Here is a 10,891-nt window from a genome sequence, read left to right on the forward strand (position 1 = left end):
CACCGGAGCGCCGTCGCCGCCACCCTCGCCGCGCGTGACCGGCCCCTCCTCGGGTACGCCGGGCGGCCCGGCCTCGACGAGCGCCGGGCCGACCGCCACCAGCCCGACCAGCATCCCGGATCGGGCCTTCTTCGCCCTGCCCGCCGCCAACCAGGCCGGCGGGGGGCCGCGGTTCGTCTCCGGGCCCGTGCTGCCCGCCTTCTGCGGCACCACCCCCGGGGAGGAGAGCGTCGTGGCCCGTCGGGGACGGATCCTGCCGTTCAAGCTCTCCGGCGGCGCGGACGTCGTGGTGCCGGACGGCCTGTACCGGCACAGCGTCACCAGCTACCGCCCCGGGCGGGCGGACGACGCGCTCCGCGAGCTGCGGCAGGCGGTGCGGGACTGCCCCCGGCAGGACGAGCCGAACGCGGCGGGGGAGATCGAGCGGCAGCGGTTGCTCGCCGGCGGCGGGTACGGCGACGAGTCGGTGCTGGTCGAGATCCGTGCGCCGCACCCGAGCGGCTACGGCGGGAACACCGGCGGGGACGAGGTTCACCTGCTCCGGGCGATCCGGGTCGGTGACGTGGTCACCGTGCTCTGGGAGCGGGGCTGGGAGGGCACCTCGACCGACGTCGCGCAGTTCGACGCGGACAGCCGCCGGGCGACGGAGGCGCTGCGCCGGTGGCTGGGCTGACGGCCCGTTTTGCGCCCCCTGGGGTCGGTGCGCTACGGTAGACGAGCCGACGCGGGGTGGAGCAGCTCGGTAGCTCGCTGGGCTCATAACCCAGAGGTCGCAGGTTCAAATCCTGTCCCCGCTACTCGTCACGAAGGGCCCCGGAGTTCACTCCGGGGCCCTTCGCCGTATCCGGTGGATCCACCGCGATCGGGGACCCGGCTGATCTCCACCGCGAGGATGCGATAGGCTGTACGAGCCGACGCGGGGTGGAGCAGCTCGGTAGCTCGCTGGGCTCATAACCCAGAGGTCGCAGGTTCAAATCCTGTCCCCGCTACTCGTCGCGAAAGGCCCTGGAGTTCACTCCGGGGCCTTTCGCCGTTTCTCATCCCGTTCGAGTCATGCCAGGCGTCCTTGCCGGACGATTTCTGAGAGAGTACTTTCGAAACGTGTCTCTCAGAAATCCGGGCGGGGCGGGCAACCCCTACGGCGACCTCGAACTGACCGAGCCGAAGGCGATGCGGGCCCTCTCCCACCCGGTCCGGCTGGCCGTCCTGGCACGGCTGCAGCGGTACGGCCCGGCGACCGCCACCGAGCTCGCCGAGCACGTCGGCGCGACGCCCTCGGTCACCAGCTGGCACCTGCGTCACCTGGCCGGGTTCGGCCTGGTCCAAGACAGCGGCACCGGCGGCGACGCGCGGAAGCGGTACTGGAGGGCGAGCGCCAAGGGCTTCCGGTTCCGCTTCCCTGACGACGAGGAGGGGCAGGCCGCCAGCCAGGTGCTGAGCCGCGCGATGTTCACGCAGTACGCGGATCTTCCCCGACGGTGGATGGCCGAGGTGGAGCCGCAGCTGGCGCCGGAGTGGCGGCGGGAGGCGGGTGTGTCCAACACCAACGTCCCGCTGACCGCGGTCGAACTGGCCGCCGTCAACGCCGCGATCGAGCAGGTCCTCGCGCCCTATGTCACCCGGGACCCGGCCGACCGACCGGCGGGCGCCCGGCACGTGCGGTTCATGCGCTACGTCATGCCCGAGGCGGAGGAGCGGTGAGCGACCCGGCCGAGCGGCCTCGCCCGCTGCTTCGCGAACCGGGCTTCCGGTCGTTCTTCCTGGCGCACACCGTCTCGCAGTTCGGCGACCGGATCTCCGAGCTGGCCTTCCCACTGCTCGCGGTGCTGCTCCTCGACGCCAGCGCGGCCCAGGTGTCGGTGCTGACCGCCCTGGTGTGGCTGCCCAACCTCGCCGGGATCTTCATCGGCACCTGGGTGGACCGGCAGCCGAACAAGAAGCGTCTCCTGGTGGCGGCCGACCTGATCCGCGCCGGACTGCTCGTGACGGTGCCGCTCGCCTTCGCCTTCGACGCCGGCACGCTGGCCCAGCTGTACGCGGTGGCCCTGCTGACCGGGGCCGCCTCGGTGCTGTTCAACACCAGCTACCCGGCCTTCTTCGTGCTGCTCGTGGACCGGTCGCGCTATCTGCCGGCGAACAGCGCACTCAGCGCCAGCCGGTCGGTGTCGTTCATCGCCGGTCCGGCCCTCGGCGGTCTGCTGGTCCAGGCGTTGACCGCGCCGATCGCGATTCTGGTGGACGCCGTCTCGTTCCTGCTGTCCGCGGTCGGCGTCGCCCGGGCCCGAACGACGAGGGTGCCGGCCAGCGACGGCGACGCCGCCACCGGCCGGCTGTGGCAGCGGGCCCGGGAGGGGCTGCGGTTCACTCTCGCTCACCCCGTCCTCCGGGCCGGCCTCGGCTGTGCGACCACGGTCAACTACTTCAGCTTCATCTTCAGCGCGCTGCTCGTGTTCTTCGCCAGCCGTACGCTCGGCCTCCCACCGGGGCTGCTCGGCCTCGCCCTCGGGGTGGGCGCGGCCGGCGGACTGCTGGGCGCGGTGGTGGCGCCCCGGCTGTCCGCCCGGATCGGCGTGGGCCGCAGCATCATGCTCGGCGCGGTCGTCTTCCCCGCCTCGACCGCCCTGGTGGCCGTCGCCGGAGGTCCACTCTGGTTGCGGGTGGCGCTGGTGGCCGGGGCGGAGTTCCTCTCCGGGGTCGGCGTGATGCTGTTCGACGTCAACCTCAACGCGCTCCAGGCCACGGTCATCCCCGACGGCCTGCGCAGCCGGGTCTCCGGCGCGTTCTCGACGGTCAACTACGGCATCCGGCCGCTCGGCGCGCTGACCGGCGGGGCGCTCGGCAGCTGGCTCGGCCTGCGCCCGACGCTCTGGCTGGCTGCCATCGGGGGGACGCTGTGCGTGCTGTGGCTGCTCCCCTCGCCGATCCCGACGGTGCGGTCCCTGGACCAGATCGACGTCCCCGACCGGAGCGATCTCGCCGCGGCCGAGCGGTGAGACGGCCGGCAGCCGGTGCGGCGGGCCGGTGCGGGGGGCCGGTGCGGCCAGCCCGCTTCGTCCCGTCGCCCTGCCCGGGTTGCGCCGCTCGGCGAGGATGTAGCCATGTCTGCTTGGAACAGGTGGTGGGGACGGCTCGGAGCGGTCCTCGGTGCGGTCGTGCTCTCGGTGTTCGTGCCGGTCGCGGCGTGGGCGTCCACGGGCACCGGCGAGCTGGTGGTGGAGGCCGCGCGACGGCGCTCGCGGGGCGGGGGCGGCTTCCTCGGGCTGCTCTGCTGCCTCGTGGTGGTCGTGGTCATCGTGTTGCTGGTGCTGCGGCTGATGCGTGGCCGCCGCGGCGGCCCGCCGCGCTGACCCTCCCGGCGACCGGTCGCGCGCACCCGGCGACCGGTCGCGCGGCGGGTCACTCGGCCAGCGCCGCGTTCGCCTGTGCCATGAACTTCGAGGTCGCCGCCCGGGCCCCGGACCCCTTCGCGCGGATGCTCTCGGCGGCGGCGATGAGCAGGGCGCGCACCCGGGCATGGCCCCTGGGGGGCGGAGCGGGCGCCGGGCCCATCAGGTCGGCGAGTTCGTTGCCGAGGCCCACCAGCCGCTTCTGCGTACGGTCGGTGGTGGCGTCGGTGACGAACCGCCGTACGGAGACGTTCGGGTTCAGCCCGCGCTCGGTGCCGAGGAGCCGACCGGCCGCCACGTTGTTGGTCAGGAAGTTGATCACGTCGACGACCGCCTCGGGCTGCCGGGTACCCCGGAAAGCGGCCCAGTACATCGACGCGCGCGGCCACTGCGCCGCCGGGGTGCCCGGCAGGGCGGTCATGCCCAGCTCGTCGTCGGTCAGGCGCTGGAGCTCGGGGAACTGGTGCGACCAGGCGAAGGACGCCGCCGCGTGCCCGGTGACCACCAGTTGCCAGGGCGGTTCGCCGGTGTCCGCCAGCTCCACCAGAGCGGCGCTCGGCGTGGCGCGCTCGTACCGGGCCACCTCCCAGAACTCGAACCAGTCGAGCAACTCGGCGGAGCTGAAGCCGAGCTGCCGGCCCTGGTACAGCTCCGCGCCCTGCCCACGCAGCCAGAGCCAGAGCGCCCGGTAGTCGCCGGAGGCGTCCATCGTGCCGGCCACCCGGCTGCCCGAGGCGCGGGTGACCCGGGCGGCCCAGCGGGTGTACTCCCGCCACGGCATCCCGCCGTGCGGTTCCGGCACCTTCAGCCGGCGCAGCAGGTCGCGGTTGTAGATCAGCGCGACGTTGGTCTGCGCGGCGGGCACGGCCCGGGTCCGCTCGTCCACCTGGCCGTACCGGGCCAGGTCGGCCGGCAGCTCCCGGAGGTCGAGCCGGTTGTCGGCGACGTACGGGCTGAGGTCGAGGGCGATCTCGCGGCGGGCGTACTCGGTGAGCATGGTGTCGTCGACCTGGAACAGATCGGGCACGTTGCCGCCCGTGGCCTGGGTGGCCAGCCGGTCGTAGTAGCCGGTCAGGCCCTGCCAGGTGACCCGGAACCGGACACGGGGGTGCTGCTGGGAGTAGAGGCGCAGCGCCTTCTCGGTGGCCTCGGCCCGCTGGTTGCCGCCCCACCAGAACACCGACAGCTCGATCGGCCCGTCGTCGACCCGGGCCTGCTCCTCCGGGGAGCAGCCGGTCAGACCGCCGCCGAGCAGCGGCAGCCCGGCCAGCGCGCCGAGGAGGCGCCGCCGGTCGAGGCCGGGGCGGGACGCGGGCTGCCGAGCGGGCACGGGCGGTCTCCTGGGGGCGCAGGCGGCGGACGGACCATTTACACAGGCCCCGGGTGGGGGTGTCAACGCCCGATCCGGTACGCCGGCGGGACGGCCGGTGGCCGCGCCGGGTGGGGCGTCGCTCCCATGGTGTACTAGCGCCGTGGAACTTCTGCACTCGGGCAAGGTTCGGGACCTGTACGCGGACGGCGACGACCTGATCCTGGTCGCCACCGACCGGATCTCGATCTATGATGTGGCGTTGCCGACCGCGATTCCGGACAAGGGTCGCCTGCTCACCGCGCTGTCGTTGTGGTGGTTCGAGCAGCTCGCCGACCTGGTGCCGAACCACGTGATCTCCACGACCGACGTGCCGGCGGAGTTCGCCGGCCGGGCGATCCGCTGCCGGCGGCTGGAGATGGTCCCGGTCGAGTGTGTCGCCCGCGGCTACCTCACCGGCGGAGGCTTCGCCGAGTACCAGCGCACCGGTGCGGTCTCCGGCGTGGAACTGCCCCGGGGCCTGGTGGAGGCGTCCATCCTGCCCGAGCCGATCTTCACCCCGTCGACCAAGGCGCCGAAGGGCGAGCAGGACGAGCCGATCACGTACGCGCAGGTGGTCGACAAGGTCGGCGCGGAGACCGCCGAGCGGCTGCGCCAGATCACCATCGACATCTACCGGCGCGGCGCGGAGATCGCCGCCGACCGGGGCATCCTGGTCGCCGACACCAAGATCGAGCTGGGCTGGGCGCCGGACGGCACCCTGGTCCTCGCCGACGAGGTGCTCACCTCCGACTCGTCCCGCTTCTGGCCGGCCGAGTCGTACCAGCCGGGCCGGGCCCAGTTCTCCTACGACAAGCAGTACGTCCGCGACTGGGCCACCGACAGCGGCTGGGACCGGCAGCCGCCGGCCCCCGAGGTGCCGGCGGAGGTCGTCGAGGCGACCCGGGCCCGCTACGTCGAGGTCTACGAGAAGCTCACCGGCAACCGCTGGGACTGACCGGGATACCGCACTTTCGCCGCACCTGCTGGACTCGCGTCCGGTGACCGTCGAGGATCTTCTCGTCACCCTCGGTTGCTCTCGGGGCGGTCGGATGAACGGCGACATGTGGATCAGGGCACTCAAGGCCGCGCGGGCCGGCGCGGGCGTCTCCCAGGAAGCCCTCGCGGAGCTGATCAGGTGGAGTCCGTCCACCATCGCGGCCATCGAGACCGGCCGCCGCCGGCCCACCCCGCAGTTCGCCGAGGCCGCCGACGCGGCGCTGGACACCAACGGGCTGCTGGCCGAGCTGCTGGCGGTGGCCGCCCGGCAGGAGTCCCCGGCCTGGTTCGCGCCCTGGCGGGGGATCGAGGCCGAGGCGGTCGCCCTCCGCACGTCCCAGCCGTCGCTGGTGCCGGGCCTGCTGCAGACCGAGGCGTACGCGCACGCGGTGCTCCGCGCCCAGGGCACCCACCGCCCGGAGCAGGTGGACCAACTCGTCGCCGCCCGGCTGGCCCGCCAGGAGCTGCTGACCGGCCCGACCCCGACGCGGTTCACCGCCGTCGTCGACGAGACCGCCCTGCGCCGGGTCGTCGGCGGCCGGGACGTCCAGCGGGCCCAGCTGGAGCGGCTGCTCGAGCTGGCCGCGCTGCCGCACGTCCGGCTCTACGCCGTGCCCGCCGAGGCCGGCGCGCACCCCGGGCTGGCCGGCGGCTTCGTGCTGGCTACGCTGGCGGGCGGCGACGAGGTGGCCTACGTGGACGGAGTCTTCGGTCAGGTCGTCGACCGGCCCGACGCCCTGGATACCATCAGGACCATGTGGGACACGCTGCTCAGCGAGGCCCTGCCCGCCGGCGTGTCGGTCGAGCTGATCGGGAAGCTGGTGAGCGAGCTGTGAACACTGCCTCCACCCCTCGGTGGCGCGTGTCGAGCCGGTCCGGCAACGGCGGCGACACCTGCGTCGAGGTGGCCGACAACCTGCCCGACCGGGTGCTGGTCCGCGACTCCACGGACCGCGCCGGCGGCACCCTCGCGTTCGCCCCGGGCGCCTGGCGGGCCTTCGTCGCCCTGGTCAAGGCCGCCGGCTGAACCACGACACCCCGGCCGACGGCCGGGGTGTCGGGTGCCCGGTCGGCGAAACCGATCCGCCCGAACGTGCAGCGGATCGGCCCACCCGTGGCCTCTAACGGGTGGAGGTGCCATGCAGCCGACGTTCGAGGAGTTCGTGCTGCACACGGGCTACGGCGTGAGCGTCGACCTGCCCGATTGAGTCGTTCCCGCCCGCCCACTGCGGGCCGCGCGCCCGGCCGCGCCCGGTCCCGGGAAAAACGCAACCGACGGTTGCGCATGGCCGCCCCGGTCGGCTAGCGTGATACGCAACCAAGCGTTGCGAAAGGTGGCGGTCATGGAGTACGGAACGATCGAGCGGGAGATCCACATCGACGCCTCACCCGAGGTCGTCTTCGACGTGGTGAGCAGTCCCGAGCACCTGCGCGAGTGGTGGCCCGACGAGGCGGAGTTCCCGGCCGTGCCCGGGGGAGCGGGGCGGATCGGCTTCGGCGACTGCGCGCAGGGCGGCGGCACCTGGGTGCAGTTCCAGGTCGTCGACGCGGTGCCGTCGCGGCTCTTCTCCTTCCGGTGGACCCACGAGGAGGGGCAGACCGCGGCCCCGGGCAATTCGTTCCTGGTCGTCTTCGAGCTGGAGCCCGCCGGGGGCGGGACGCTGCTGCGGATGACCGAGAGCGGTTTCCGCGAGCGCGGCTGGAACGAGGCCAAGGTCGCCGCCGAGTACGCCGAGCACGTCACCGGCTGGGACTACTTCCTGCCGCGGCTGCCGGCGTACGCCGCGAAGGTCGGGGCGGCCGCGTGAGCCTGCTGGTGGACGACGACCTCTGGTCGGCGGTCGGTGACCCCACCCGGCGACGGATGCTCGACCTGCTGCTGAGCGAGGGCAGCGGCACGGCGACCAGCCTCAGCGAGCGCCTGCCGGTGACCCGCCAGGCGGTGGCGAAGCACCTCGTCGTCCTCGACCGGGTCGGCCTGGTGCGCGCCACCACCGCCGGTCGGGAGAAGCAGTTCCGGGTCGACGAGGCCCAGCTCGCCCGCGCCGTCGCCCAGCTCACCGACGTCGGCGCGGCCTGGGACTCGCGTCTGCGGCGGATCAAGCGCATCGCCGAGACGATCCAGCGCGGCCGGGACACGAACGACAACGGCACCGGACAGAAGCAGTAGGGAGAGGAACACGAGATGGCAGACATCCTGCACCGCATCGGCGTCGAGCGGTCCTCGCCGGAGCGGGTGTACGAGGCGCTCACCACCCTGGACGGCCTGTCCGGCTGGTGGACGGAGAAGACGTCGGGGGAGACCGGCCCCGGCGGCGTGATCGAGTTCCGGTTCGGGCCGGGCGGGATCGACATGAAGGTCGCCGAGCTCGAACCGGGCCGGCTGGTCCGCTGGGAGGTGGTGGGCGGCCCGCCGGAGTGGATCGGCACCACCGTGCGGTGGGACCTGCGCCAGGACGGCGACTACACGATCGTGCTGTTCAGCCACGAGGGTTGGCGCGAACCGGTGGAGTTCATGCACCACTGCAGCACCAAGTGGGCCACCTTCCTGATGAGCCTCAAGCAGCTCCTGGAGACCGGCGAAGGTGCGCCCGACCCGCGTGACGTGAAGATCAGCGACTGGCACTGACCCGGCGGGGTGCCCTCGACGCGTGCCGGCGTCGAGGGCGCCCGCGTACGGAGAGCTAGGCGGTGACGTGCAGGATCGCGTCGGCGGCGTCGACGGTCGCCTGGTCGAGCGGGAAGTAGCCCTGCTGCGGGGTGGTGTCCACCCGCTTGCGTCCCGGAAGCACCTCGGTGGCCGGGAGCAGGCCCCAGTCGGTGATGCGGTGCTGCAGGAAACCCTCGAAGGTGTCCGGCTCGGGCTCGCCCAGCTTGAGCGCCGCACTGCGGCCGAGACTGGCCGCGACGAAGAAGTAGCTCCCGATCCGCAGGGAGTCGACGATGGCCCCGGCGCCGAACCAGTTGGCGCCCATCTCGCCCAGGCTCCAGGCGCTGCCGTTTCGTTGCAGGTGCAGGTTGTGGGCGGAGAGCATCGTCGGGCCGCGCTCCGCCTCGACGCCACGGATGTCGAGCAGATTGCGGGCCATCCAGGTGTCCCGCGTGGCCAGCAGCAGGCAGATCCGATCGCTCTGCCCGAGGGGCTGCGCCGCCTGCCAGTGGTAGTGGAGCAGCCCGAGGCCGGCATCGAGGTGGGTCCTGGCCCGGAGCCACTCGGCGCGTGACGTGCGTGCGATCAGTTCCGGTGCGCGGGCGTACAGCCTGGTGAGCAGGTCCTCGCCGATCGCTCGCAGCCGCTCGGCCTCGGGCGTGGCGCCCATGGACCTGGTGAAGTCGAGGATCGCCTCCGCGCGGCTCCAGCGATCGTCGTCCCCGGCGACGCCCGCGATGTCGAGGTTGTCGATCTGGAGATAGTCGCGTGCGTACTCGAAATAGCTTCTCGGGCTGGGTGCGCTGGTGTTCTCGGTCGGGGCGTCGAAACCGTGGAAGGTGAGGCGCTCCTGCGCCGGCCGGTCCCGGTTGTACTCCCGCATCCAGGCGACCAGCTGCCGATTGGCGGCCAGGGCGCCGAAGTCGTGGGAGAAGCCTTCCCGCAGCACCGAGTCGAGGCTCCCGGTGCCGTGCAGCACGTGGTCGTTGACGGCGAGGGCGGCCACGCGATCGGTCTCGAGGGCGATCGAGCGGAAGCCGAGCTCGACCAGCTGGGCGAAGAGTTCGTTGCGGACCGCGCCGAAGGCGGGCTCCTGGTGGGTCGGCTCGCCCAGGGCGAGAAGGTCACATGAAGCGGGCACGAGGTCACGGATGTCCTGGCTCATGTGGCTCAAACGTAACATTGAAACTTCAGTTGAGACTTTGACCGCCGAGGGCCGCGTGACCCCGGGTTAGAGTCTCAAAACGTGCGACCATCCGACCTCGCGCGCGAGCACGGGCTCTCGACCCAGGCGGTCCGCAACTACGAGCGGGACGGTTTCCTTCCGCCCGCTGAGCGCACGCCCAGCGGTTACCGGGTCTACACCGAGCTTCACGCGGTCGCGCTGCGTGCCTATCTGGCGCTCGTGGCGGCGTACGGCCACGCGGCCGCCGGCCAGATCATGAACGCGCTGCACGACGGTGCGCTCGACGCGGCGCTGCTCGTCATCGACCGCGGCCACCACCAGCTGCTCCGCGACCGGGACACGCTCGACGCGGTGCGGGCCGCGATCGGTGACCTGCCGGCGGGGCCGGACAACGCCCCGGCTGCCGGCGGGTGGACCATCGGCGACCTCGCGCGCCGGCTCCGGGTCACCCCGGCCACCGTGCGCAAATGGGAGAGCGCCGGCATCCTCGCCCCCGCCCGCGACCCGGCTACCGGCTACCGGGTGTTCCGGCCGACCGACATCCGCGACGCCGAGCTGGCCCACCTGCTGCGGCGCGGAGGATATCCACTGGACCGCATCGCCACCGTGGTCCGGCAGGTCCGGACGGCCGGCGGCACGGAGCCGCTCGCCCGGGCCCTGGACGACTGGCAACGGCGGCTCACCGCGCGCGGTGTCGCCATGCTCGACGCCGCCGCCCGGCTCAGCCGTTATCTGAGCCGGGCGGGCATCGCCTGAGCGGCGTGACGTTCGGAAGTGGGGCCGGGGCCGCCACGGCGGAGCGGTGCGGCGGCAGGTGCTGCCGCCACACCGCGTCCGCGCCTCGGGTCAGCTCAGGCTGAATCGCTGGTTGGCCTGCCCGTTGCAGTCGTAGATCTGGATCTGCTGGCCGTTGCCGGTGCCCCAGACGTCCAGGCAGCGGCCGGACTGCACGCCGCTGATGGTGCCGTTGGAGTTGACGTTCCACTGCTGGTTGGCCTGCCCGCTGCAGCTCCAGATCTGCACGGCCGAGCCGTTGCCGGATCCGGCGGCGTCCAGGCACATGTTGCCGTACACGGTCAGCTGCCTGCTCGACGTGAGGGTCCACGCCTGGTTGATCTGGCCATTGCAGTCGTAGAGCTGGACCCGCGTGCCGTTGTTGCGCGACGCGTTCGGCACGTCGACACACCTGCCCGACTGGGCACCGATGATCCGCTTCGCTCCCCCGGAGGTGGCAGTGGGCGTGGGCGAGGGCGGCGTGGAGGTCGGGCCCGAGGTCGGGCTGGTGGTCGGGGTGGCCGCGTTGAGGGCGTTGAGCACCGACG

At 72.7% G+C, this 10,891-nt stretch carries 14 protein-coding genes and 2 tRNA genes; 13 read left to right on the plus strand and 3 right to left on the minus strand.

Features of this window, described 5'->3' with window-relative positions:
- The 6 genes from EFE23_RS25970 to EFE23_RS25995 form a co-directional block, all read left to right on the plus strand.
- The coding region (locus EFE23_RS25970) for a hypothetical protein (RefSeq protein ID WP_204348510.1) at positions 1 to 673 on the plus strand (673 nt) is incomplete at its 5' end.
- Positions 674 to 723: 50 nt separating this feature from the next.
- Positions 724 to 797 (plus strand) — tRNA-Met (locus EFE23_RS25975).
- A 118-nt stretch (positions 798 to 915) separates the two neighbouring features.
- Positions 916 to 989 (plus strand) — tRNA-Met (locus tag EFE23_RS25980).
- A gap of 112 nt (positions 990 to 1,101) precedes the next feature.
- Complete coding sequence (locus EFE23_RS25985) at positions 1,102 to 1,701, plus strand: ArsR/SmtB family transcription factor (RefSeq protein ID WP_233601145.1); 600 nt, start codon at positions 1,102 to 1,104, stop codon at positions 1,699 to 1,701.
- A complete protein-coding gene (locus EFE23_RS25990) occupies positions 1,698 to 2,993 on the plus strand; it encodes an MFS transporter (RefSeq protein ID WP_123243526.1) in 1,296 nt (431 codons plus the stop codon). Before EFE23_RS25985 ends, EFE23_RS25990 begins: the two co-directional genes overlap by 4 nt.
- 105 nt (positions 2,994 to 3,098) lie before the next feature.
- Positions 3,099 to 3,347 (plus strand): hypothetical protein, encoded by a 249-nt coding sequence (locus EFE23_RS25995; protein WP_123243527.1) that lies wholly within the window; start codon positions 3,099 to 3,101, stop codon positions 3,345 to 3,347.
- 49 nt (positions 3,348 to 3,396) lie between these two features.
- Here EFE23_RS25995 and EFE23_RS26000 read toward each other — a convergent pair whose 3' ends face one another.
- The gene (locus tag EFE23_RS26000) at positions 3,397 to 4,716 is read right to left on the minus strand and encodes an ABC transporter substrate-binding protein (protein ID WP_123243528.1); all 1,320 of its coding nucleotides are present in this window, start codon (positions 4,714 to 4,716) and stop codon (positions 3,397 to 3,399) included.
- Between the two features lie 142 nt (positions 4,717 to 4,858).
- Here EFE23_RS26000 and EFE23_RS26005 point away from each other — a divergent pair, with 142 nt between their 5' ends.
- The 6 genes from EFE23_RS26005 (at position 4,859) to EFE23_RS26030 (ending at position 8,362) form a co-directional block, all read left to right on the plus strand.
- Entirely contained in the window at positions 4,859 to 5,692 is an 834-nt protein-coding gene (locus EFE23_RS26005) for a phosphoribosylaminoimidazolesuccinocarboxamide synthase (protein WP_123243529.1), read from the plus strand.
- Between the two features lie 94 nt (positions 5,693 to 5,786).
- On the plus strand, positions 5,787 to 6,569 hold the full coding sequence (locus EFE23_RS26010; protein ID WP_123243530.1) for a helix-turn-helix domain-containing protein: 783 nt from the start codon (positions 5,787 to 5,789) through the stop codon (positions 6,567 to 6,569).
- Between the two features lie 26 nt (positions 6,570 to 6,595).
- Positions 6,596 to 6,760 carry a DUF397 domain-containing protein gene (locus tag EFE23_RS26015; protein WP_233601146.1) on the plus strand — a complete coding sequence of 55 codons (165 nt, stop codon included), beginning with the start codon at positions 6,596 to 6,598 and terminating at the stop codon, positions 6,758 to 6,760.
- Between the two features lie 316 nt (positions 6,761 to 7,076).
- A complete protein-coding gene (locus EFE23_RS26020) occupies positions 7,077 to 7,541 on the plus strand; it encodes an SRPBCC domain-containing protein (protein ID WP_123243532.1) in 465 nt (154 codons plus the stop codon).
- The gene (locus tag EFE23_RS26025; RefSeq protein WP_123243533.1) at positions 7,538 to 7,903 is read left to right on the plus strand and encodes an ArsR/SmtB family transcription factor; all 366 of its coding nucleotides are present in this window, start codon (positions 7,538 to 7,540) and stop codon (positions 7,901 to 7,903) included. Before EFE23_RS26020 ends, EFE23_RS26025 begins: the two co-directional genes overlap by 4 nt.
- Before the next feature lie 15 nt (positions 7,904 to 7,918).
- Positions 7,919 to 8,362, plus strand: a complete 444-nt coding sequence (locus EFE23_RS26030; RefSeq protein ID WP_123243534.1) for an SRPBCC family protein — start codon at positions 7,919 to 7,921, stop codon at positions 8,360 to 8,362.
- 55 nt (positions 8,363 to 8,417) lie between these two features.
- Here EFE23_RS26030 and EFE23_RS26035 read toward each other — a convergent pair whose 3' ends face one another.
- Positions 8,418 to 9,548 carry an erythromycin esterase family protein gene (locus EFE23_RS26035; protein ID WP_123243535.1) on the minus strand — a complete coding sequence of 377 codons (1,131 nt, stop codon included), beginning with the start codon at positions 9,546 to 9,548 and terminating at the stop codon, positions 8,418 to 8,420.
- 81 nt (positions 9,549 to 9,629) lie between these two features.
- Here EFE23_RS26035 and EFE23_RS26040 point away from each other — a divergent pair, with 81 nt between their 5' ends.
- Complete coding sequence (locus EFE23_RS26040; protein ID WP_123243536.1) at positions 9,630 to 10,325, plus strand: TioE family transcriptional regulator; 696 nt, start codon at positions 9,630 to 9,632, stop codon at positions 10,323 to 10,325.
- 90 nt (positions 10,326 to 10,415) lie between these two features.
- Here the strand turns inward: EFE23_RS26040 and EFE23_RS26045 are convergent, their stop codons facing one another.
- Entirely contained in the window at positions 10,416 to 10,745 is a 330-nt protein-coding gene (locus EFE23_RS26045) for an RICIN domain-containing protein (RefSeq protein WP_233601147.1), read from the minus strand.
- Positions 10,746 to 10,891: the final 146 nt, after the last annotated feature.

Origin of the sequence: Micromonospora solifontis (genome assembly GCF_003725545.1) — a bacterium.
In the GTDB taxonomy this organism is placed as follows: Bacteria; Actinomycetota; Actinomycetes; order Mycobacteriales; family Micromonosporaceae; genus Micromonospora; species Micromonospora solifontis.